This is a genomic window from Psychrobacter piechaudii, assembly GCF_900162825.1.
GTDB classification, from domain to species: domain Bacteria; phylum Pseudomonadota; class Gammaproteobacteria; order Pseudomonadales; family Moraxellaceae; genus Psychrobacter; species Psychrobacter piechaudii.
The window spans coordinates 1-24,800 of record NZ_FUGE01000130.1 but is presented as its reverse complement, the minus strand read 5'-3'; the positions used below and the strand labels follow the sequence as shown (position 1 = coordinate 24,800).

Here is a 24,800-nt window from a genome sequence, read left to right as displayed (position 1 = left end):
TATGGCATCACAATTCACACTATTTCGTAGTCGTCGTTTCACCCCTATGTTTTTTACTCAATTCTTGGGGGCTTTTAACGACAACTTTTTTAAACAAGCTTTATTACTACTACTGACCTATAGTGCCGCTGCAAAGCTAGGATCATCAGTTAGTTTACTGAATAACTTAGCGGCCATGTTATTTATTTTACCTTTTTTCCTATTTTCAGCCTTGGCCGGTCAGCTGGCTGATAAATATGAAAAATCCAGGCTGACGGTTTATATCAAAGTCTTAGAGATCGTCATCATGATATTGGCTGCATTTGGCCTTATATTTGAAATATATTGGTTATTATTTGTGGCTTTATTCTTGTTAGGCGCCCAGTCCACTTTTTTTGGTCCTATCAAATACGCCTACCTACCCCAAGCAATGCATAAAGATGAGTTAGTCGGTGCCAATGCGCTTTTTCAAACAGGCACCTCTTTGTCTATTCTACTGGGTATGATAGTAGCAGGCGTGTTTACCCAATTAGACAATCACTTGTATTGGGTCAGTGCCATGGCGCTTCTCATTGCAGGGTTAGGCTTACTTTCTAGTAAATTCGTTCCCCACACGCCGGCCGTTGAACCGGATATGAAAATCAACTGGAATATCTTTAGCACCAGTATGGATACCATTAAGTATCTATACTCCTTACCTCTACTATTCTTTATCATCCTTGGTAACAGCTGGTTTTGGTTCTATGGCGCCACTTTTTTAACTCAGACGCCCGAGTTTAGTAAAGTTATATTAAATGGTAATGAATCAGTGGTTATCTTTTTACTAACTCTATTCTCTGTCGGTGTCTCAGCAGGCTCTCTAATTTGTAAAACCCTAACCAAAAATCAGGTCAGCTTTAAACTTCTGCCTTTTGGTATTGCTGGGCTAAGTATTTTTGCCATTGATTTATACTTCTCACTTTCTGCTCTAAATATTAACTCAAGTGCCCTGCTTGGCATAAGTGAGCTGTCCCAGATGAGTGGCAGCTGGCGTGTTTTTGCTGATCTTTTCTTCTTAGGCTTTAGTGGCGGTCTTTATATTGTGCCTTTATATGCAGCTATGCAGGCTTACTCACCCATTACTCATAGAGCACGGGTTATCGGCGCCAATAACATTTTTAACGCCATATTTATGGTGACATCCGCTATCTTTGCCATTGTCATCCTTAACTTACTAAAACTCTCCTTACCTCAGCTGTTTTTGGTAACAGGAGTGCTGAATATCGTGTTTGGCGTATTTTTATATTTTAAACTAAAAAGATATAAAGACACCATGCAGATTCAGCAAGATGCGTTGATTATGTAACGTTTTCAGTAGCAAAAAACAAAAAGCCAACTTCAGAAGTTGGCTTTTTTATTTTATGGTCTATTTTATTTTTATTAAATTATCAAACCCTTAAACTGACAGTTTTAAAGACAAGCTAAATTCATAGCGATGTTAATTCATGAATAGCTCATTTGTATACAAAGACAGATACAAAGAAATATAATCGAATCGTCAAACTAGCTAATACGATTGACTTTCTTAGTCACCACCACTGAGATTGGAATAGCTACTAGAGCCCCTACCACAGCAGCACTAATAATATGAGGGATATCATCGAAACCAACCACCAAAGCGACAATCATAAAGACGCCGATAAGAACAGTTGCTGCCATACCCCATATCATACTAAGTAGTTGCCAGTTCATAATTAATTCCTCACTTAAAAAAAAGATTACCAATTAATAATTAATAACTATAGTTATACACTAAATCCTTAGATTCTTTAAGGGTTTTTACAAAAAATTTTATCACATCGTCAGTCGCCCTATTTTAAAGACCATCAGACGCTTAAGTGATATACTCAAAGAAGCTACCTTTACGGCGATAAATAAGCCTAATTTGGCTTATTTAGCTTTACCGCAACTTTATTTTATTCATCTTTATTCATCGACAATTAAGCTTTAATCATTATTTTTATTGACTTAGTTTTTATTGGCTTAGTACAGGTTAATTCATGCCACATGCTTCCTACATTCCAGTGCCCTATTTCCAGTTTATTCCTAAGGTAGCCATTTTTGATTTAACCCAGAGCTTATTTACCACCGTCCCCAATAAAAAAATACACCGTCACTGCCCTTTTATTATTATAGATGCAGATTACATTAACGCCCCTTTAATGGATGTGGCTGTGGCCATTTGTGAAGAGGAAAATCCTGAATCCTCTTCTTCATCAATAGCAGATGAGCCACAACAAAACAATACGGCAGACGAGCAAGCTCTAAAAAAAGAACAACTAGACTACTTAGCCAAACAAGAAGCCAATCCCATTCACGCTAAAGCCTACCAAAATCAAGCCGCTGATTCAGATGATTTAGAGGCGGTTGACTTGCCTCTAGACAATCAAAATAAAATAAATGCTGATCAAGATAGTGAAATTGCAGATAACACTTTAGAAGCAGAGTCATCAATAAAAGATAGCACAAACCCTATACCTACTCAGCAGAAACAAGCTGAACCAGAGAAACAGAGCCTAAATGAAGAACAAAGCTCTTTAGTAGATGAGGGTCCAATGGACTCTGAACCGCCTCAATTTCAAGAGGCTGAACCTCTTCCCCAGTATGAAGAATATATAGCCAAAGATAGCGAAGAGGATAGTGAGGATGAAGATGAAGAGCTTAGCGAAGATGAAAAACAGAAAATTAAAAAAGAGTCGCAGCTGGAATCTTATAAGCAATTTTTGGCTGAACAAAAAAGCAAAGTAAAAATTGATTACCCTGGTGTTCGGGTAGATATTGAAGCCAATGCCCTACCCAGTCGCATGTATTTTATTATGAATGCGTTATCTGCAATCATTGCTAGCTATGGCTTGGTTGTCAACTCGGCTGCTGTAGTAATCGGGGCTATGTTGGTCGCAATGATGCTTGGGCCTATTAGTGGGGCAGCACTGGCTATTATTGACTATCGTATCCCTTTTTTACGCAAATCCTTACTAACAGTGCTTGCTGGGGCGACCATGGTGGTGGTCATCGGCTTCATCGTGGGCTGGATGCACCAAGACTCTCCGCTTACCAATGAAATCTTATCTCGCACCCAGCCTACTTCTATGGATTTAATGATTGCATTGGCAGGCGGAACTGCTGGTGCCTACGCCATGATCTCCCCGCAACTCTCTGTTGCCGTGGTCGGAGTCGCGGTAGCCACAGCCTTGGTTCCCCCTTTAGCTGCTAGTGGGATACTGTTTGCTCATGGTGAGAGTTCATTGGGATTTGGCGCCTTATTGTTAGCGCTAACCAACATTATCGCCATTCAGTTTACCAATGCGTTGGTTCTGTGGTCGGCCGGTTTTCGGCGTTTGGTTGAAGATGACTATAAAAGCAGCCCTCTCATCGCTTTCTTCCGTCGCAACGCCGTCCCTCTGATGTTGCTAGTAGGCATTGGCGCTTATTTAACCTATAACTTTAACACCATTACTAAGAAGCAAAAGTTTGAAAACGAGGTGAAGGAAAGTCTTGACGACTACTTCATCGATAAAGGTAACGCGTTAACCACCACTCAGTTTGTGCCAAGAGAAGACTATCAGACCGTCAGAGCTGTGATACGGGGAGAAACTCGACCCTCTTCTGACGAGGCTAGGTATCTAGAACAACAAATTAATAAAACTATTGAACAAGAGTACCCCAAATATCAGCCGGTACGCCTGCAACTACGATATATACCCGTCATTGTTATTGAATCAAGCCCTTATCATAAAGATGAAATTGACAAGACAGATGCTGCCATCTTAGCCAATGAATAATAGGCCTACCAATAACCTATGAATAACAACCGTTAATTGCGTTAAAGTTACGGCCCATAGTGACACTATATGAAGTGAATAGTCATGTTTTCGCTATAAATATGCTAAACTTTGACCCAATTATTTATAGCTGCACATTTACAATAAATTCGTAACATGTTTGACAGCTATAAAATCTGATTTTTATTGCAACCTATTTTAATAAACCTTTAGCTTATCAGCCATTCTTTAAGGAGTTCATGTGACTCAGTCTGCGCCCACATCATCAAATTCAGTATCTCCTGCTTCAAGCAAATTCTTAAGCACAGCCGAGCTGCGTAAATCTTTTATCGATTTCTTCGTGAGTAAGCAGCACACTCATGTCCCTTCATCAAGCTTAGTGCCTTACAACGATCCCACTTTATTGTTCACTAACGCGGGTATGAACCAGTTTAAAGACTGCTTTTTAGGTATCGATAAGCGAGATTACAGTCGCGCCGTTACTTCACAAAAATGTGTGCGTGCTGGTGGTAAACACAACGACTTAGATAATGTGGGCTATACCGCTCGCCACCATACTTTCTTTGAAATGTTAGGTAACTTCTCTTTTGGTGATTATTTCAAAAAATCTGCCATTGCTTATGCTTGGGAATTTCTAACCTCAGCAGAATGGTTGGCTTTAGATGCTGATCGTCTGTATGTCACCATCTATGAGACGGATGATGAGGCCTTTGATATCTGGCACAAAGACATTGGCCTGCCAGCTGAGCGTATTATTCGTATTGGTGATAACAAAGGGGCTCCTTATGCTTCAGATAACTTCTGGGCTATGGGCGATACGGGCCCTTGTGGACCTTGTTCAGAGGTCTTCTATGATCATGGCGCGCACGTAGAGGGTGGTCTGCCAGGGACACCAGAAGAAGATGGCGACCGCTATATTGAAGTTTGGAACTGTGTTTTCATGCAGTTCAACCGTCAGCCTGATGGCACCATGGAGCCCTTACCTGCACCAAGTGTAGATACCGGTATGGGGCTTGAGCGTATCAGTGCTATCCTGCAAGGCGTACACAGTAACTATGAAATCGACCTATTCGTTAATTTAATCAATAGTGCTGCGGACTTGCTAGGCATTAAAAATGAAGACCAAGCTTCATTAAAAGTAATTGCTGATCACATCCGCGCGGTAAGTTTCTTAATTGCAGATGGTGTGTTGCCAAGTAATGAAGGCCGTGGCTATGTGCTACGTCGTATCATTCGCCGTGCGGTAAGACATGGTAATAAGTTAGGCGCTGAAGACAGCTTCTTCTATAAGATGGTAGCGCCGTTAGTAGCCGAGATGGGCGAAGCTTATCCGCAACTGGTTGAAAAACAAGCCTTTATCGAAGCAGCTATTGAAAAAGAAGAAGTACAATTTGCTAAGACACTTGCTCAAGGTCTACGTCTATTAGACAGTGAATTAAGTAGCTTAAAATCGGGTGATGTTTTATCCGGTGAAGCCGCCTTTAAGTTATATGACACTTATGGCTTCCCAGTAGATTTAACCGCTGACATCACTCGTGAGCGTGGTATTAGTATTGATGAAGCAGGCTTTGATGAGCAAATGAACATTCAGCGTCAACGTGCTCGTGATGCGGGTAAATTTGACGTGGATTACTCAGCTGCTATTAAGGTCGAAACCCCGACTGAATTCGTCGGTTATGAAAAGCTAGATGAGACTCAAGTTAATATCATCGGCCTATATCAAGATGGTAAAGAAGTTGACCAGCTAAACGAAGGTGACGAAGGCGTTATCGTACTAGACCGCACTCCCTTTTATGCTGAGGGCGGTGGTCAAGTAGGCGAGATGGGCGAAATCCGTACCACTTCAGGTGTGTTTAATGTAGAAGACACTAAGAAATCGGGTCAAGCCATTATCCATCATGGTGTGGTCAATATGGGCAGCTTAAAGACCAAACAAACTGCTGAAGCCCAAGTTGTTTCTGCCATTCGCTCGGCCAGCGCCAGAAACCACTCAGCCACTCACTTATTACATGCCGCTTTACGCAAAGTATTGGGAGATAAAGTTTCCCAAAAAGGCTCACTGGTTAGCAGCGAAGTCCTGCGTTTTGACTTCTCTTACGACAACGCTGTGTCAGCAAAAGATTTGGCTACTATCGAACGCTTAGTTAATGAACAAATTCAAGCCAACGTTGAGACTCAAATTGAACTCATGGGTATTGATGAAGCTATGGCCAAAGGCGCAGCGGCTTTATTTGGTGAAAAATACGGAGAAACCGTTCGCGTATTAACCATGGGCACCAGCGAAATTGAAGATGGCATTGAAAAGCCCTTCTCTATCGAGCTATGTGGTGGCCTACATGTGAAGCGTACTGGTGACATTGGTCTATTCAAAATCACCTCAGAGTCAGGTATTGCTGCTGGAGTTCGCCGCATTGAAGCTTTAACCGGTATGGGGGCATTACGCTATGTACAGCAAGCTGACAGCCAGTTAACTGCCCTAGCCAATCAGCTAAAAGCAAAACGTCCAGAGGTGGCTGATCGTGTCCAATCTATGGCGGACAAACAGCGTGAACTAGAAAAAGAGATTGAGCGCCTGAATCAAAAAATCGCCAGCGCTCAAGCTGCTACCTTGGTTGATCAAGTACAAACCATTGCCGATAAAAAAGTGCTAATCGCTCAAGTGGCCGGTATTGACGGCAAAGCGATGCGCGGATTGATCGACGATATGAAGTCCAAACTTCAAGACACCATCATTGTGTTAGTGGGTGAAAAAGGCGATCAACTGGCCTTAGCTGCTTCGGTAAGTAAATCTTTAACTGCTGATATTAAAGCTGGTGATATCATTCGTCACTTGGCGACTGAGCTTGGTGGAAAAGGTGGGGGTAAGCCTGATTATGCTCAAGGCGGGGCTCCTAATAGTGATAAGCTGGCCTCTGTTATGGCGCAGTTGCCCACTTGGTTAGCAGGCCAACTAAGCCAATAACCTAACACCTTATAGTCTCTATTTATATTTTTAGGATTTTATAGGGTCCTCTTATATAGAGGGCCCAATTAAGATATTTTGCGGGGCTAATAATCAATATTGCAATAAGTTTAGTTACCCATAACTATTTACCATCATTAATTTTCCTGCTTTCTTTGATGGTAACGCTCTGTTGTGATATAAAGTACGTTTGTCTGAATAGTTTTTTGACGATTAAAACAGATTCATTTAATAAAATGATTAGATGTCTCTATCAGGGTTATCAATCTCATTACACGTACAGACAAATTCAAATAAACCAAGGGATTACCGTTTTTTATTATTATTTTCTCTTACTACTTATGTCGTAGTGACTGTATATCAACAGCGTTTCTCATTTAAGGCATAAGTTTGGGCGATAGTAGTAGAGATAATGGTGAAAACCAAACTTTCAATTCAAAGGGTTTCACATGGCATTGATTGTACAAAAATATGGTGGTACGTCGATGGGCAGTATCGACCGTATCAAAAATGTTGCAAAGCGAATTAAGCGCTGGCATGACCATGGACATCAAGTAATCGTTGTCGTATCAGCCATGAGCGGTGAGACTAACCGATTAATCGACCTTGCCAATCAAATCAGCAGCACTCCAGATCCTCGTGAATACGACCAAATGGTCTCTACGGGTGAGCAAGTTTCTATCTCCTTGTTATCTATGGCTATCAAAGAGCTTGGTATTGGTGCCCGCTCTTTTACTGGTGGTCAAGTCGCTATTCGTACTGATAACAAGCACAATAAAGCCCGTATCGAAGCCATCGATGCTGAAAAAATTCAGGCACAGCTTGATGCAGGTAATGTGGTAGTGGTTGCGGGCTTCCAAGGTGTTGATGCTGAAGGCAATATTACCACTTTAGGCCGTGGTGGTTCAGACACTACAGGGGTGGCCCTTGCTGCTGCTTTAGGCGCTGATGAGTGTCAAATCTATACGGATGTCGATGGTGTATATACCACGGACCCACGCGTTACCGCCAAAGCGCGTAAGCTTGATAAAATAACTTTTGAAGAAATGCTAGAAATGGCCAGCTTAGGCTCGAAAGTATTGCAAATTCGTGCCGTTGAGTTCGCTGGTAAATACCAAGTACCTTTAAGAGTTCTGTCTAGTTTTGATGAAGGTCAAGACGGCAGCTTTGATGAAGAATTCCGCCAAAATGTTGGCACACTGATCACAGTAGACGAAGGAGACGACATGGAACAGCCGGTCATTTCAAGTATCGCATTTAACAGAGACGAAGCAAAGATTGTGGTACGTGGTGTGCCTGATCATCCTGGCGTTGCCTCTTCAATTTTGACCCCTATTAGCGATGCTAATATCGAAATTGATATGATTTTACAGAACCTATCCGATCAAGGTTTAACTGACTTCAGCTTTACTGTGAATCGTCCTGACTTTGATAAAGCAGTAAAAATCTTAGAAAATATTAAACAAGATATCGATGCCAAAGAAATTCATGGCAACACAGATGTGGTTAAAGTATCTTTGGTAGGTGTGGGTATGCGCTCACATGCTGGCGTGGCGAGCAAAATGTTCCAAGTATTGGCTGAGAACAACATCAACATCCAAATGATTTCTACCAGTGAAATCAAAATCTCTGTTTTGATCAAAGAACAACACTTAGAAAAAGCAGTTAAATCTCTACATACTGCATTTGGTTTAGACCGTGCTGATGGTGAAAGCAAAGTTGCTGGACTATAATCTTTAACACCTGGCTAGCTAAATAGTAAGACAGGTAATAAGGTTAATAACAGGTAATTTAATTTCACATTAATTAGCTGGAATTTTATTAACAAACTTTGCTATGTTAAAAGAGTCTTCGGGCTCTTTTAATTTATATAAGGCTTAAAAATCGGACTGTATGTTAAAAATAGTGAATATTAATGACAGTGCCGCTATAAAGTCTTATAATGTTCTGTTCGAATATGGTCTATGCTGGTGTAATTAAAAGGATATCTGATCCTTAGGGCAAATATATCAGCAATAGCAATGCTATTTTGAACACTTTATATTCCCTTGAAAAGTTGATTGTTGGTTAGCTATATTTTGGGCATTCCATTATTTAATTGGATACTCTTAAATTTAGCGAATAACTTCAAAATAGCGTTGGACAATCAAAGTCGCCTTTCTTAAAGGGCAAACTTAATGGGCAGCGTTATGACTATTTCATCATTTGGCATTTGCCAATTTTTTCAATTGCGACATAAGGAGTGTGACGCATGTTAATTTTAACTCGCCGTGTTGGTGAAACTTTAATGGTTGGTGACGAGGTAAGTGTCACTGTTTTGGGTGTGAAAGGCAATCAAGTTCGTATTGGCGTAAATGCACCGAAAGATATTGCTGTGCATCGTGAAGAAATTTATCAACGTATTCAGCATGAACGGGTAATGCAGTCTCAAATGCAGCACTTAGAGCAAAGCAACTTTCCTACCTCATTTGACGATGACGACTTTTTTAATAGATAACTAATCATTTTTAACGTATTGTCCTAAAGAGGCATCAGTTTTATGAGGATGCCTCTGACAATATACTAAATATTAGTAGCTAATAATCAGTTCTGATTTAATAATGAGGCCATTATGAGTATCCGATATTCTGACGTATCTGCACTACTAAACGGACTAGATAAAAAAGCCATTGGCTTTAATGACGTCATTAATTTTATCGACGATTTTTATCGTTACACCCCTGTTAAATTTAGCAATGGGGATAGCGTTAATGAGCCTGGTGTCAATGAAGGCAGTGCTAAGATTTTTGGTTTTGCCAAACATCATGGCTTAAATAAAGTTGATACCCTAAAGTTGTTTGGTGAGCATTACCAGTCGGTACTGGCCACTCCAAATGGTACGGATCACGCTAATATCCGTAACTTTCTACATTGGGGTTGGAATGCCTTTTTAATGGAAAAAAACCCATTAACACCTCGTCCAGAGGTTGATGTAAAAAACCTCTAGTTGCTTATTACTTGGCAATAAAAAAAGACTAACCTAGGTTAGTCTTTTTTTTGCTTTAAATTTCTGTTTTATCTATTGAAGATAGCTATGATAAGTTAGCGGAACTTGACTGGCTGAATATCCCCTTTAGGATTTGGCATATTGGGATAATGATGCTCATGCTCTACATCACACTCCTCACCAACCACAGTACCATCTTTTTTCACAGGCTTATGGATGTAGCCCACACGCTCTTGAGGTGGCAGATTTTCGTGCTCCCAAATCATCACTGCTTGCATACAAGTCTCACGTTGCTCTGGGGTTATCTTATTGCCATCAGGCCATTTGCCTAACTCAATTGCTGTTCGAAAACAAGCCACTAATTCAGGAGTCATTGCTGCAAATACATCTTCTTTATTCATGTAATACCTCATATTTAATACCAACAAAGCTAAAATTTATACCACTTAGTGACTATAAATCCTCTTCACCATCTAAAGCAAACTCTTCAGCATGTACGTTCCAGTTTAGCTTAGTGCGACACGCTTCATAAAAATCAAAACCTGGAGGGTGTAATAAAGTTAACTTATCAGGATGCTTACGAATAAATAATCTGTGATGCTGCTCTAGAGCAATACTAGGCTTCCCATCTGCGCTTACCATTGGCTGAGTACGATTGTCCTTATGGATCCGGATCATGATCTCACTTTTATCGCTCACCACGATAGGACGACTCGATAAGGTATGCGGATGCATAGGCACTAAGCAAATCGCATCCAAACTAGGGTGAATAATAGGGCCACCACCGGATAAGGCATAAGCAGTTGATCCTGTGGGTGTGGCCACAATAAGACCATCGCTGTGTTGACGATAAACATCTAGACCATCAATCTTTAATTGAAAATCTATCATGTGCACTGATTTACCAGCGTGCAATACCACATCGTTTAGGGCCATATCTTGATGGATAATCTCATGATTTTCTTGAATCTCCATCATCAATAAGAATCTTTGATCCAATTGATAATCGCCCATCAACACTTGCTGTAATTTAACTCCGACCTCATCAGGATTCACATCTGTTAAGAATCCTAATCTACCTCGGTTCACACCCAATACGGGCACCCGGTAGCGCGCTAAAGCTTGGGCGGCATGAAGAATGGATCCATCCCCTCCCACCACAATTACTAGGTCACAAATCTCACCCAGTAAACTACGTTTAACTATCTGTAATTGATTCAGCTTCTCAAGCTCAAGATCAGGCAAAGTGGCGGTTTCTGAATCCACATAAAGACTCAACCCCATCTCATTAATACGTTGACCAATCTCATGGATGGTAGTGATTACCCCTCTTTTACGAGCACGACCCATCAAGCCTATGCGTCTAAAAGCGGGGTTTTTTATAGAATGAAAATGAGGAGACTCTGATAAGTGTGGGAGCTTATCGGACTGCGCGGAGCTTTCCATAGGCTTAAGCTTCATCAAATAGGTCATTTAATTTTGATAATTTATTAAGTTATTCAAAGTTTAATAGGCTTACTAGCAGTTTGTATCGCTTTAAATAGAGTGGCTAAGCGTACCACATTATCAGATTCACTGCATTAACCTATTGTCCAATTCTCACTAAGAGCCTCGATGAAAAGCGACTTAATAACCGTTACACCCCATACAATAAAAAAAAGTCGATATTGAAAATGGGCTTAATCGTGACCATTAACTACTTAAATGTGCTCACATTTTTTCCTGATTTGAGTTAACTTTAGCCTCAAGTAAGATAACTTTACCTCACTTGTAGAATTACGTTATTATAGCCGATAACTAACCGTAATAAATTGAAGCTAAAATTAAGTTTTAAAAAATCTAGGTAACATGTGAATAGCTAGTATATTCATAACTAAATACTAAAGGAATAAATCAATATGGCAAACCCTATTGTCAGTCGTACAGAACTTGCCGTTGGCGGCAAATCAATGACCGTTAAGGGCGTTGTGCATAAAACCAGCTTTTTATTGGGTCTAAGCGCTGTTGCCGCTTTGGGCTTTTTCTTCTTCATTATCAGTGGTGGCATCAGCGGCGGTATGGCTCAGATGATCACCTTCGGCAGTATGTTTGCCGCTTTTGGTTTGGCACTGTTTATTACTTTTAAACCTCAAAAAGCCAAATCTTTAGCAGCTCCGTATGCCATCTTAGAAGGTCTATTTTTAGGCGGCGTGTCAATTATGTTTATGGGCATTGACCCTAGTATTCCCGCTAACGCCCTAGCCGCTACCTTCGTTACCGCTGCAGTAATGTTAGGACTTTATCGTTCAGGCATGATCAAGGTAAATGAAAAGTTTCGCTCAGTCATGATGTCCGCTATTTTTGCTATTCTGCTAATTTATATTGTGCAATGGGGCTTCGTTCTATTTGGCTCCTCTCTGCCTTTCTTATTCCAAACTGGCGGCCTAGTAGCCATTGGCTTTAGCTTATTTGTGGTAGTAATCGCCTCATTTAGCCTACTGCTTGATTTCGATAACGTTGAGCGTGCTGTAGCTGCCGGCGTATCAGAAGACTATGAATGGGTATTCGGCATCGGTATCTTAGCCACTCTGGTTTGGATGTACTTCGAATTCATGCGCTTATTAAGCCACTTCCAAGACTAAACGGTCTAAGTTTAAAACTAACGATCTTATCAACTTATCAAAAAGAAGGGGTTCCAATTGGAACCCCTTTTTTATGTCTCTATTTAGCTTTATTCATCAACTTTCATCAGTATTGCCTTATTCTAAGCTCTTTTTAGGCGTAAGGCATTTAACACCACAACCAGTGAGCTTAGTGACATGCCAATGGCCGCCAACCAAGGGGGCACATAGCCAAAAGCCGCAGGCAGTAGCACCACTGAGTTATAGGTTAATGCCCAGCGTAAGTTTTGTTTAATAATATGCTGCGCTTTATCCGCCACACGCTTCGCGTCATATACTGCAGGCACTTTGCCGTTTAAGATGACACTGTCACTTGAGACCTGAGCCAAATCAGCAGCACCTGCAATGGCAGTTGAGATATTTGCGGCGGCCAATACTGGAGCATCGTTAATACCGTCCCCAACCATCATCACCACATGACCTTGCTGTTGTAACTCTTTGATATGGTCGACTTTATCACTTGGCGATAAGCCGAAGTAGACCTTATCAACCCCCAACTCTTTGGCCACTGTTTGGGCATGCTCACTAGGGTCCCCGGTCAAGATTACTGTTTCTATATTCTCAGCTTGCAAGGCAGCGATCATCTCTGCCACCCCTTCTCTAACGCTATCATTGAAATAGTACAGCGCCATGGCCTTCCAAACTTCACCCGCCGTCTCACCCTCTGAAGCTAGGCGACATCGAGTCAACATTACCGCAGTACTGGCATTATGTTTTTGTAGCTGTATTTGTAGCTTGTCTTTAGCAGCCACCGATTCTGAATCTGTATGATTTAAGGCAAAGTCAACATGACCCAAACGGTATTTATAACCGCCTCCGATATCATTGACCACAGCCTCAACACCGCCAGCAGTATGATGGACCAAATCGGTCACAGACGGCAAATGAAGCTGGTAAGCAGCATCAAGCAAGGCACTGGCTATAGGGTGTCTACTGCCCACTTCTAAAGCGGCAGCAATGGCCAACAGCTGTTCTTGATCCATACGCGTAGCTGAATCTTTCTCTGTACTTTCTGACTCAACAAGTGACTGAAGTGGCTCAATGTAGAGAAGATTAGGCTTACCATACGTCAAGGTACCCGTTTTATCAAAAGCCACATGGGTAACTTCGGCCAAGGTTTGAATGGTATGACCCCGCGTGGTTAAGAAGCCATAACTTGCCAGCCTATTAGTTGAAACCGTTAAGGCAATCGGCGTGGCAAGTGACAACGCACAAGGACAAGTGGCCACTAATACCGCAACAGTGGCCCAAAGCGCCTGAGAGGGATCAACGAAGTACCAAGCAATAAAGACAAACACGGCCAATACCAGAATTCTGGCCACAAACCAACGTGCCCATTTATCCGCTTGCTCAGCCACTTTCGGCTTCTCACTAAGAGCTCGGTTCATTAGACGGTCAATCAGGGCAATCTGGCTGTTCTCGGGTAGTTCAGTTACGATCATCACAAAAGGCTGGCTGTCATTCTGTGACCCGCCAATGACCCTATCGCCTCTGTGCTTAACTATCAGTAGACTCTCCCCAGTCAACAGACTTTGAGATACGGTCGCAGTTTCACTACACAATATGCCGTCCGCGACCACCTCACTACCCGCGTCAATCATAATGACATCGCCGATATTTAAAGTGTGAGCGGTTACTGTCTCATATTTTTGTGGTTGTGAATTTAAGTCTGTTTCGCCAGTTACGACATTCTGCTTTTGAACACCTTGAGCTTGTACTTGTAGCGCTGCCTGCTGTTCAGACTGTTTGCTACGCTTAGCAGCATGGATCAGCTCGCCTAATTGTGCCAGTTTCTGGTGCTCAGCATCCGTTAATACCAAAGCATGTTCGGCCATTTCAATTTTTTGCTCTACCGACTGATTGGGAGTGATATTGGCCTGATCTATCTGCTGTATTAGCGCCAATTCATTGCCCAAGCGTTGTACCAAGGTGGGCTCAACCACCACCAAGTCATTGGCCATATTAGCCGCTTTGAGCCGCGCATTATGCTCGATATAACGCCCTGCCAATAAGAAGAATACAAACATGCTGACCGAGTCGTAATAGGTCTCACCTGTTCCGGAGATGGTGGCATATAAACTGGCAAAGAAGGTCACTATTAAAGCAATACTGACCGGCACATCCATATTCACCTGACGGATTTTTATTGCCGACCAAGCCGAGGTGAAAAATGGCACTGCACAGTAGAAAAAGACGGGAATACTAACGAACAGCGATACCCAACGTAGAAAATCCCTTTGTTCAACCAACATCCCACTAAAGCTGGTGTAGTTACCAAAATACATGCCGACCGCGAACATCATAGCTTGCATCGCCCCGAGGGCAGCAATACCTAGACGAATCATCATCTTTTTATTGTTACGCTCTAGCATCGCCTCATGGGTATCTTGACGATACGGTTTGGCGTCATAGCCTATTTGGTTGATGGTGGCCAAAATATCACTAATGGGCAGTTTGTCCTCATCCCAAATCACTCGCATCCGCTGATTGGTTAAGTTCACCTGACATTTATCGACCCCAGGCATTTCATACAACCGGGTTTCAATTAGCCAAGTACAAGCAGCACAGCGTAGGTTATTTACTGAAAGCTCAGCCACTGATTTCCCATCAGCGGCGTAGACAAATTGAGCTTGAATGTCCTCATGGTCATAAGCTCTTAAGCGCTCTAGCTCTGTCGGCATGCTCGCCGTGCGGTTGATTTCTGAGCGATCGAGGTAATACTGTTCAAGCCCCGCCTCAACAATACTTTCAGCGGCCAATTGACAGCCCATACAGCACATCAATCGATCTTCACCTAGGATATGAGCGGTAAACGGAGGCTCTGGCACAGGCTCAGCACAATGAAAGCAGCACCCATCAGGGGGCAGTATTAAATTATCAATGTCCTCGGCCAAATAGTTAATGGGCATCTGCTGGTTCACCCCTGTTTCTGACTTAGTGTCAGAATAGGCTGAATTAGAGGAGCTACTAGTACTAGAGTTGGTAGGCTGGATAGAACTATTTTTAGGATGGGTCATAACATTATTCACAACAAATTGTCGCAGTAAAGATACTGTCTATTGTATCAGGTCTTAACAACTAAGCACTGTTATCTGAATATAAGCGATCAATATTTAATCCATCTTTGAGTTGGGTTATGGAAAAGCAATGAAAACCTAGTTTTAATGTACAATAGCCGAGTATTAAATAGCATTTACATTGAAAAAAAGGCGGTTTTCCGTCATTATAATCAGGTCTTTTTTATGTTGGTAAAACTATCGTGCATCATAAACCTTCTTTAGCAAAATCCCCCATTTCTAAATCATCAGCCTCCTCTTTAAATACTTTTACAGGCAAGACGCCAAATCCTGAACAACAAAGAGGCTCAGTGCTTGGTTTTTTATTACTGATTATCATCATTGTCGGTATGGTGATTCTTGCTATGTATTTAATTAAGCAAGATAGAGTCATTACCGCTAAATTTGAAGGTAAGCGCTGGAATATCCCCGCCAAAGTCTATTCGCAACCTCTTGAGCTCTACCAAGGCGCTACCCTAACCACCAAAAACTTAGACTCGTGGTTAGAGATGCTAAACTACAAATCCAGCTCAAACTATGATCGTACCGGTACTTATAATAAATCCTCTGGTCAGTATGTGATTCATACTCGGGGATTCCAGTATAGCGCCAGTGATGTTGATCCTGAGCAGGTTATCAAGATCAAAATTCAAGACTCAAAGATCACTAGCATTCAAAGCACCCAGCCTAGTGATACCGGAATTGTACGCATTGAACCAGTAACTATTGGCGGTATTTATCCAGATAATAATGAAGATCGCATCGTACTACCGATCTCTGAGATTCCACAGCCGCTTATTGATGCCTTAATCTCTACTGAGGATAGAGGGTTTTATCAGCATAAAGGGGTGTCTTTAAAAGGCATTGGCCGAGCTTTTTATAATAACTTGCAAGGCGGTTCTATGCAGGGTGGCTCGACCATCACTCAGCAGTTGGTTAAAAACTTCTACCTTAGCTCAGACCGTACTTTAAAGCGCAAAGCCAATGAAGCGGTTATGGCGTTATTGCTAGAGATGCACTACAGCAAAGATGAGATTTTACAAACCTATTTGAATGAGATTAACTTAGGTCAAAATGGCAATCGCTCTATTAATGGCTTTGGGTTAGCCGCGCAGTTTTATTTTAATCAACCGTTAAAAGAGTTAAGAATTGATCAGCAAGCCTTACTGGTTGGCTTAGCGAAAGGTACCAGTTACTACAACCCTCGTCGTAACCCTGAGCGGGCCTTAGACAGACGAAATACGGTCTTAGCTAATATGTTAGCTACTGGAAAAATCGACCAAGAAACTTATGAAGAGGCCATAGCAAAACCGCTTGATGTCGTCGAAAAGCCTAGTGTAGGTAAAAGCCGTTTTCCAGACTTTTTAGATATTGTAAAACGTGAGCTGCAGTCAAACTATCATCCCGAAGATCTAAAGAACGAAGGGCTTCGAGTTTTTAGTACCTTAGATCCTATTGCTCAGTTTGCGGCTGATAATGCGGTACAAAAGCAGCTGTCAGTGCTACGAAAAAAAAGCAGTAAGACCAAACCTTTACAAGCAGCCTTATTGAGTGCCAATCCCGCTTCAGGTGAGCTGGTGGCTGCCATTGGTAGTGGTAGTGAATTTACTGGATTTAACCGTGCGGTAGATGCTAAGCGTCAAGTCGGCTCACTGTTAAAGCCTTTTATCTATATGACGGCTCTTGAAAGTGGCAAGTACAATCTTGCCAGCTCGGTCAATGACAGTCCTGTCACCTTAAACCTATCTGATGGTAGCAGCTGGACTCCCAAAAACTATGATGGGGTGGATCATGGTTATGTGCCTTTAACCACGGCGCTGGCGAAGTCTTACAACCAGGCAGCTGTTAATACTGGGGTAGAATTCGGGGTGGGAACCCTTGTCAATCAGATGCATCGCTTGGGTATCAATGAAAAAATTCCCACTTACCCCTCTTTGTTCTTAGGCTCTGTCGAGCTGAGTCCTATGGACATGTTGGGCATGTATCAAGTTGTGGCAGCCGGTGGATTCCGCACTCCCATTATCAGTATCCGTACTGTGGTAGATGATAGAGGCAGTATTTTACAGCGCTCTGGATTTGATACCAAACGCAGTGTCCCCCCTGATGTTAACTATCTAACCAACTATGCGCTGCAAGAAGTGGTTAGAAATGGCACAGCGAGCTCATTGAAGTCTTTAGGTAGCGATCTTAATTTAGCGGGTAAAACAGGGACCACCAATGATTACCGAGATGCTTGGTTTGCAGGCTACAGTGGTAACTACGTCAGTGTGGTCTGGGTCGGCCGAGATGACAACAAACCTATTGGTCTAAGTGGTGGCAGTGGCGCCCTGCCCTTATGGAAAGACTTTATGGGCCGCTTGCGTCTAACGCCTGTCGAATTGGTACAGCCTGATAGTGTTGAGTGGCTCTGGTTAGAAAACGGTACTGGTAAGCTGTCTCATGAAAGCTGTCCAGGCGCAAGATACCTGCCTGTACTATCAAGGAGTTTACCGGAAGATGCCAGTGACTGCGCCTTAGAGCTTTATCAACAAGAACAATCCCGCCAACAAATGCGCTGGCTCAACGATCAACGTAAAGCGCTATTGAATCGCAGTCGTGAGTTAGATAGTGTCCAAGAAGGCATGCCCTCCGGCGCTTCAAACGGTGAAAATAATGAGGGCGGTATGGGTTCTCAAAATGACGAAGGCGGGGCTTCAAACAACAATAACAGTGAGAATTCGGGCGACACTTGGTATGATAAAGCTCTAGAATGGTTTTAATCTTCCTGCTAAGTTTAACTTTTTTAACATCTAGTTTTTAGAGTGCCAAAGCTGACTCATCATTATTAATGAGTCGGCTTTACTTAATGGTCTGCCCCCAACTTACCAATTTGGATTGAAATTATGTCTCTGCAATCCCAAGTACCTATTGCAAAAGCTACAACAACTGCAACAGCGGCTAGAACTTCTGCCAAAGTTAGCCCCTTAAAATCTTTACTAGCGAGTTCAGCGCTTGGCTTACTTATGCTGGGTGCTGTGACGGGCTGTCAAAGTACTGATGGCTTATCAACCCCTTCTTCAGTGACTGTGACCCAGCCCACCAGTCAAACTAGCCCAAATCCAACTGCTGCTTCAGATTCTTCTCCTGTTTACCAAGGCATTGAAGAGGACTACCCAATTTTGGAGGTGGATGACAATACTGAAGCTGTGGCACAAGAGTCAGGTTTTGATCACCAGCCTTCCTATCCGGTAGAGCCTCCCACAGAAAGTAGCCAGGAGCCTGAGGCTACTAAAGACAGCACTCCTAGCGATAACCCTAATGCTGTGGGCCAAACTAGACCCGCCTCTCCTATCCCCTCTAGCCCTATTGCCACCAATGAAGCTCCGGTAGTTAAGCTTCCCGTAGCAGATGCCAAAACAGTACAGCAAAGCCTACTGGAGCAGGCGCGTCAGAACTCAAAAAAATCGACTAATAGACCAACCTCTATCCAAGATGGTAGTACTATTCCTGCTTTTCAAAAACTAATGGACACTGGGGTTGAGCAATTACGTCAAGGCCAAGTCTCTGCCGCTCAAGCTACTTTCACCCGAGCGCAGCGCTTAGCCCCTCAATCCTCAGCAGTTTACTTCTATTTGGGTCAAGTGGCTTTAAAACAGAACCAACCTTTGAAGGCCGAAGCCATGGCCCGTCGTGGGTTGGTGGTGGCTCAGACTGAAGCCAGAAAAAGAGCCTTGTGGCAAATTATTTTGATAGCTGGTCAGGCTCAAGGCAACAGCCGAGTCATTAAGGAAGCAAAAGCTGCCCTCTCAAGATAAAGGCTATCAACCTAAGTAGTATCACGTTAAAATATACCATTTTATAAAGTTTATTTACCCTAAGGATCATTATGGATTGGCAGCAATTACACCTGCAGTGTGCAAAGCAAGATGTGGACTTGGCCGAAAGCCTATTGTTAGAAGAAGGCGCACTTTCAATTAGCTTAGAAGATGCTGGAGATCAGCCGTTATTTGAGCCATTGCCGGGTCAGTCTCCTTTGTGGGACGAAGTTATCCTAACGGGACTTTTCACCGCAGATAATGCACAAGACATTGAGTCGGCAGCACAGACCATTGCTGTGCAAGTTAATGCCCGACGCGTCTGGACCACTGCCCTTGCCGATACGGATTGGGAACGCGAGTGGATGTCACATTACGCCCCTATTGAATGTACCAATAACTTATGGATTGTTCCTAAGTGGATGACCCCTCCTAATCCAGAGGCGATAAACATTATGATGGATCCGGGCTTAGCCTTTGGTACCGGCTATCATGCAACTACTCGCCTATGCCTAGACTGGCTAACTGACCAAGATTTATCAGATAAAGTTGTTATTGACTATGGGTGTGGCTCAGGCATCTTAGGCATTGCTGCTCTTTTGCTAGGTGCGAAGCAAGTCTATAGTGTTGATATTGACCCTCAGGCCGTTTTAGCCACCAAGCAAAATGCTGAGCGTAATGATGTGGATCAGCAATTACAGGCGTTCTTACCTGAAGACTTTGCCAAAGCTTTTGAAGCTGGAGATATTCCTAAAGCAGATATTATTGTTGCGAATATCTTAGCCAAACCTTTAATGGAGTTGGCTCCTTATCTGGCGACTCTAATCAAACCTCAAGGCGGCATTGTACTGGCAGGCCTAATCTCCGAGCAGCTAGAAGATGTCATCAGCACCTATCAGCCTTGGTTTAATCTAGATACCCGTCACTCGTATGAGAAAAATGACAATCATGACGATTCTCATTGGCACCGCTTATCAGGTACTTTTAAGGGTTAATTGCACGGCTCTAGTTAACTAAAAACGCTCTTAAAATTAAAGTTTAAACCCACCTTTTATTCACTATTAGATTTATTATAAAGCTATGGATAACCAAATCTCTTCTTTAAGTGACGCAAGCCCTTTAGCGAACGGTAGCGAAGGTCGTATGCCGCTTCGTTTTCATGTGCAGCAAGCGGTTGAGCAGTATTTTATAGAACTTGAAGGAGAAACAGCCACCAATCTATACCAGACCATACTGCAAGAAGTTGAAAAACCGCTATTGGAAGTCGTTCTTGAGCAAACCCAGGGCAACCAGTCTAAAACTGCTCTAATATTGGGATTAAATCGAGGCACTTTGCGCAAGAAGATGCAGCAGTATGGTTTGATGTGATTTTTTATTTTGCTTTTATTTTTATATAAAAGTTAACGCTTTATGTTAGGGGCAAAACAGATAATGGGCTAGCGAACTTTACTCCTAGTGAGCTAAAGTTTTGTCATATTTTCAGTTTTGCACTAATATACCCGGGTCTTAGCCTGACAGGGTTAAGACAATTACTTAAAACCCACGATGATTTCAGAATCTAATCACCCTTTTTATCGTATACACTATGGGAAAAACTATGTCTGATAAGCCGTACGCTCTTATTTCTGTTTCTGATAAAGCTCAAATCGAAAGCTTTGCCAAAGGCCTAATCGAAGCAGGATATGATTTATTATCAACAGGTGGTACTTATCGCCTATTGTCTGACAATGGCATCGCAGTGACTGAAGTAGCAGACTATACCGGCTTCGCTGAGATGATGGATGGCCGTGTGAAAACTCTACATCCAAAAATTCATGGGGGCATTTTAGGCCGCCGTGGTCAAGATGATGCCGTCATGAGCGAGCACGGTATTCGCCCTATCGACTTGGTCGTGGTCAACTTATATCCATTCGCCCAAACCGTTGCAAAACCAGATGTCACCAAAGCAGATGCTATTGAAAACATTGACATTGGTGGGCCAACAATGGTTCGCTCTGCTGCTAAAAACCATGAGCACGTGGCTATCATTACCAATCCTGCAGACTACGATTCTATTTTAACAGAGCTAAAAGAAGCGGGTAGCCTATCCCAAAAGACACGTTTTGATTTGGCCGTTAAAGCCTTTGAACACACTGCTCATTACGACGGCATGATTGCTAACTTCTTAGGCAGCCGTTTACAGTCGTTTGAAGAGCCAGATAACTTTGCTCGTACTTTCAACGTACAGTTGAAAAAAGCTCAAGATTTACGCTATGGCGAAAACCCACATCAGCAAGCGGCTTTCTACGTGGAAGAGAACGGCTCGGGCGAAGGCAGCATCTCTACTGTCAAACAGCATCAAGGTAAAGAGTTATCTTACAACAACATCGCCGACACCGATGCTGCTTTAGAGTGTGTAAAATCATTCTCTGAGTCTGCATGTGTGATCGTTAAGCATGCTAACCCTTGTGGCGTGGCAATCAATGCGGATCAAACTGAAGCTTATAAGACTGCCTTTAGTACCGACCCTGAGTCATCTTTTGGTGGCATCATTGCTTTCAACCGTCCGCTAACTAAGCAAACTGCTAAAGCTATCGTTGATAATCAATTTGCTGAAGTTATTATTGCTCCAAGCTTAGAGAAAGGCGTCCTTGAAATTACAGCTGCGAAGAAAAACGTCCGTGTTTTAACCTGTGGTGAGTTACCTAACCCACAAAACCGTGCTGCTCAATTTGACTATAAACGTGTGACGGGCGGTTTATTGATTCAAAACCAAGACTTGGGCTTAATCACTGCAGATGATTTACAAGTAGTTACTGACTTACAGCCTACTGCTGAGCAGTTAGAAGATCTTCTATTTACTTGGACTGTGGCCAAATATGTGAAATCTAATGCTATCGTCTATGGTAAAGATAAGCGCACAATCGGTGTTGGTGCTGGTCAAATGAGCCGTGTTAATTCAGCTCGTATTGCGGCTATCAAAGCAGAGCATGCTAACCTTAAGACTGAAGGTGCAGTTATGGCATCAGATGCCTTCTTCCCATTCAGAGACGGCATTGATAACGCTGCTGAAGTGGGTATTAAAGCTATTATTCAACCAGGGGGTTCAATCCGTGATGATGAAACCATTGCTGCCGCTAATGAGCACGGTATCGCTATGGTGTTCACTGGCATGCGCCATTTCCGTCACTAATTAAACTTGTTTTATCTGTTCTATAAGTGAACAACTTGCTGTATTACTTAGATAGAAACAAAAATACCGCCTCATTTGAGGCGGTATTTTTTTGGTCTCCTAAACTTAAAGGACTTAAATTAACCATGATAAGGTGAGTCTTATACTCCCCCTACCTCATTAATCACTTTTTCGTTCTTCTCGATTTTGGTAGCGCCTTTTAAGTACTCAACATAATCACTAAAGTACTCTTGGCCACGGATACTTCTCATATCAAACATTGCTTGAGAAAGCTCAGCAGCAGGGACATCCTTCATAGACCCCTTAGTGATAGGACCCAATACCAGAACCGTTGCCCCCTCTTTAGTCTTCTCAGACACAGCCACTTGCTTACCATTGGCACTGTCTTTACTAAAGGCAATAGCTTGTTCATCAACCGTTAGCAATGAGCTCTGACGATTGACATTTCCTAAAGACTGGAATTTAGCTTGGGCAGCCTGCATGCCTTTATTATTAACTGTTTTACTGATATTTTGAGCTGCAGCCAAAGCTTGAGCGCTGGCTTTTTGCTTCACTAGAACGTTTTTAATTTGCGCAGTAGCTTGCTTCAGCGTTAAAGGCTTAACGGGACGATAGTTGGTAGGCTGTACCCACAATGTTCCATTATTATTAACTTTAATGCTGGCGCTCACTGACTCATCTTGGATAGCGTAGTCATCAAAGGCCGCCTCAATAACCGCTGGCTGAGCCAAAGCTGTTTTATTGTCCTTTTTAGTGTAGTCTTTAATTTTCTGTACACTTAACTCTTCTTGTTGGGCAATATCTTCAATACTCACCCCATCAATGGCCATCTCATTAATACGGGTAATCTTATCCGCAATTAGTTCTTCACGTTTTTGACGTTTGGCTTGCGCTACAAGCTCCTCGCGTACACTGTCTAAACTTGGCACACCCGCACCCGACATTTCAGTAACTTTAAATAACTGATAACCGAAGCTGGTTTTAACTGGAGCTGAAACCTGACCTTTGTTTAAGCCTTCAATGGCTTGGGCAACTTTTGAGCCATCTGCGCCAAACACTTCAGGATTAAAGGTACCGATATCACCGCCTTTGGCAGCACTTACTGGGTCTTCGGAAAGCTCCTTAGCCAATTTCTCAAAGCTTTCACCCTTTTTCAAACGACTTTCAATTTGCTGTATGGTTTTTTGGGCATTGTCACCTGTCACTAAAATTTGACTGAGCTTTTGGCTGTAATCGCCCCCATAGTTAGCTTTAAAGGCATCATACTGAGCTTGAATTTCTTCATCAGTCACTTCTGCAACGGCTACTTTGCTTGAATCCAGTTGAATGTACGCCAGATCAACCATAGCCACACTGTTCAACTCATTTTTATGCTCATTGTAATAGTCTTCAATCTCTTTATTCGACACAGACACTTTGTCTTTGTATTGCTCCCAAGGCAAGCGATATACCCAAACATCTCTAGTTTCTAGCTGTAGCGCCAATAGGTCATTAATCTCAGCTTCTGGGTACAGCGCTGTTTGTGCCACACTGGCATAAAGCTGCATTAGGTTTAGCTGTTGACGATACTGCGCAAATAACTGGTCTTTAGTAATGCCCTGCTGCTGCAATGAAAAAGCAAAGCGATCGTTTGAAAACTGACTATTTTCGTCTAAAAACTGAGGGTCTTGTAGCAGCAAGTTGTTGATAACCTGATCTGATACGTGCATGCCCAACTGATCCGCTTGGTTTCTAAGTAAGGCTCGGTTGATTAGACTGTCTAGAACTTCACGATTTAAAGCATTGGTATTAATCGCACTGGCTTCTACCCCATTTTGTAGCAGTTCATTTCTGCGATTATTAATAGCGTCTTGGTATTCAGCGCGGCTAATCGTCTGATCGCCTACTTTAGCCACATCATTTGCATTGGCTGACCCAGTGAAATAGCTCTCAAGCCCTAGGATTACCAAAGGCGATAAACAAAGCATTAAGAAAATTCTACCAGGCCAACTTTTAAGAAATTTACGTATCGATTCCATAGTACATATCAGTCATAGGTTAATAAGAGGTTAACGCAATATCATACGCGAAAATAAGGTCCGACACAAAAAAAACGCACCCTAAGGTGTAATGCCAGTCAGTTAACGCTGACTGGTATTTTTTTTGGGATATTTTTGTGGTTTCCCCTTAACCACCCTCGGGCAAGATCGCTTTCTACGTTCAGGAATAACAAACAACTTTCCTTCCTCTAAAACTGCATCTAACAACTTAGGGAAGAGTCCTGCAGCCTGTAAAGGTGCAAACCGTAACAGATCAACAATCGTAATAGACGCCATATGAAAGCTAATTCTTAGAGGGCTAACCTTAGCTCTAAGGGCCATATAGCGCATC

Annotated in this window: 17 protein-coding genes and 1 pseudogene; 12 read left to right on the top strand and 6 right to left on the bottom strand. The window is 42.5% G+C overall.

The annotated features are described in order from the left end of the window. Nucleotide 1: 1 nt before the first annotated feature. Nucleotides 2-1,324, top strand: a complete 1,323-nt coding sequence (locus A1019T_RS07165; RefSeq protein ID WP_077451044.1) for an MFS transporter — start codon at nucleotides 2-4, stop codon at nucleotides 1,322-1,324. 197 nt (nucleotides 1,325-1,521) lie between these two features. On the opposite strand, the gene A1019T_RS07160 is transcribed toward A1019T_RS07165, so the two are convergent. Then, complete coding sequence (locus A1019T_RS07160; protein WP_077451043.1) at nucleotides 1,522-1,710, bottom strand: hypothetical protein; 189 nt, start codon at nucleotides 1,708-1,710, stop codon at nucleotides 1,522-1,524. 308 nt (nucleotides 1,711-2,018) lie between these two features. On the opposite strand from A1019T_RS07160, the gene A1019T_RS07155 reads away from it, so the two are divergent. The 5 genes from A1019T_RS07155 (at nucleotide 2,019) to A1019T_RS07135 (ending at nucleotide 9,748) form a co-directional block, all read left to right on the top strand. Then, nucleotides 2,019-3,800, top strand: a complete 1,782-nt coding sequence (locus A1019T_RS07155; protein WP_077451042.1) for a DUF389 domain-containing protein — start codon at nucleotides 2,019-2,021, stop codon at nucleotides 3,798-3,800. A gap of 241 nt (nucleotides 3,801-4,041) precedes the next feature. Then, entirely contained in the window at nucleotides 4,042-6,762 is a 2,721-nt protein-coding gene (gene alaS / locus A1019T_RS07150; RefSeq protein ID WP_077451041.1) for an alanine--tRNA ligase, read from the top strand. A gap of 449 nt (nucleotides 6,763-7,211) precedes the next feature. Next, on the top strand, nucleotides 7,212-8,495 hold the full coding sequence (locus tag A1019T_RS07145) for an aspartate kinase (RefSeq protein ID WP_077451040.1): 1,284 nt from the start codon (nucleotides 7,212-7,214) through the stop codon (nucleotides 8,493-8,495). A gap of 518 nt (nucleotides 8,496-9,013) precedes the next feature. Next, entirely contained in the window at nucleotides 9,014-9,259 is a 246-nt protein-coding gene (gene csrA / locus A1019T_RS07140; RefSeq protein WP_077451039.1) for a carbon storage regulator CsrA, read from the top strand. A 114-nt stretch (nucleotides 9,260-9,373) separates the two neighbouring features. Further along, nucleotides 9,374-9,748: a HopJ type III effector protein gene (locus A1019T_RS07135; protein ID WP_077451038.1), complete on the top strand. Its 375-nt coding sequence runs from the start codon at nucleotides 9,374-9,376 to the stop codon at nucleotides 9,746-9,748. A 95-nt stretch (nucleotides 9,749-9,843) separates the two neighbouring features. Here A1019T_RS07135 and A1019T_RS07130 read toward each other — a convergent pair whose 3' ends face one another. Together A1019T_RS07130 and A1019T_RS07125 are read right to left on the bottom strand one after the other, a co-directional pair. Continuing rightward, nucleotides 9,844-10,149 (bottom strand): YeaC family protein, encoded by a 306-nt coding sequence (locus A1019T_RS07130; protein WP_077451037.1) that lies wholly within the window; start codon nucleotides 10,147-10,149, stop codon nucleotides 9,844-9,846. A gap of 52 nt (nucleotides 10,150-10,201) precedes the next feature. Then, the gene (locus A1019T_RS07125; protein WP_208608048.1) at nucleotides 10,202-11,221 is read right to left on the bottom strand and encodes an NAD(+) kinase; all 1,020 of its coding nucleotides are present in this window, start codon (nucleotides 11,219-11,221) and stop codon (nucleotides 10,202-10,204) included. A 425-nt stretch (nucleotides 11,222-11,646) separates the two neighbouring features. Here A1019T_RS07125 and A1019T_RS07120 point away from each other — a divergent pair, with 425 nt between their 5' ends. Next, entirely contained in the window at nucleotides 11,647-12,369 is a 723-nt protein-coding gene (locus A1019T_RS07120; protein ID WP_077451035.1) for a Bax inhibitor-1/YccA family protein, read from the top strand. A gap of 122 nt (nucleotides 12,370-12,491) precedes the next feature. On the opposite strand, the gene A1019T_RS07115 is transcribed toward A1019T_RS07120, so the two are convergent. Further along, nucleotides 12,492-15,425, bottom strand: coding sequence for a heavy metal translocating P-type ATPase (locus A1019T_RS07115; protein WP_077451034.1), 2,934 nt, complete (start codon nucleotides 15,423-15,425; stop codon nucleotides 12,492-12,494). Nucleotides 15,426-15,814: 389 nt separating this feature from the next. Here A1019T_RS07115 and mrcB point away from each other — a divergent pair, with 389 nt between their 5' ends. From mrcB to purH, 5 genes are all read left to right on the top strand, one after another. Beyond that, entirely contained in the window at nucleotides 15,815-18,223 is a 2,409-nt protein-coding gene (mrcB, locus tag A1019T_RS07110; RefSeq protein WP_425271940.1) for a penicillin-binding protein 1B, read from the top strand. 123 nt (nucleotides 18,224-18,346) lie between these two features. Next, on the top strand, nucleotides 18,347-19,258 hold the full coding sequence (locus tag A1019T_RS07105) for a tetratricopeptide repeat protein (protein ID WP_077451032.1): 912 nt from the start codon (nucleotides 18,347-18,349) through the stop codon (nucleotides 19,256-19,258). A gap of 71 nt (nucleotides 19,259-19,329) precedes the next feature. After that, the gene (gene prmA / locus A1019T_RS07100; protein ID WP_077451031.1) at nucleotides 19,330-20,253 is read left to right on the top strand and encodes a 50S ribosomal protein L11 methyltransferase; all 924 of its coding nucleotides are present in this window, start codon (nucleotides 19,330-19,332) and stop codon (nucleotides 20,251-20,253) included. 85 nt (nucleotides 20,254-20,338) lie between these two features. After that, the gene (fis, locus tag A1019T_RS07095; RefSeq protein ID WP_077451030.1) at nucleotides 20,339-20,626 is read left to right on the top strand and encodes a DNA-binding transcriptional regulator Fis; all 288 of its coding nucleotides are present in this window, start codon (nucleotides 20,339-20,341) and stop codon (nucleotides 20,624-20,626) included. 229 nt (nucleotides 20,627-20,855) lie between these two features. Beyond that, the gene (purH, locus tag A1019T_RS07090; protein ID WP_077451029.1) at nucleotides 20,856-22,430 is read left to right on the top strand and encodes a bifunctional phosphoribosylaminoimidazolecarboxamide formyltransferase/IMP cyclohydrolase; all 1,575 of its coding nucleotides are present in this window, start codon (nucleotides 20,856-20,858) and stop codon (nucleotides 22,428-22,430) included. A 140-nt stretch (nucleotides 22,431-22,570) separates the two neighbouring features. Here the strand turns inward: purH and A1019T_RS07085 are convergent, their stop codons facing one another. Further along, a complete protein-coding gene (locus A1019T_RS07085) occupies nucleotides 22,571-24,448 on the bottom strand; it encodes a SurA N-terminal domain-containing protein (RefSeq protein WP_077451028.1) in 1,878 nt (625 codons plus the stop codon). Between the two features lie 102 nt (nucleotides 24,449-24,550). Further along, a pseudogene (locus A1019T_RS07080) lies at nucleotides 24,551-24,800 on the bottom strand (IS4 family transposase); the annotation flags it as partial.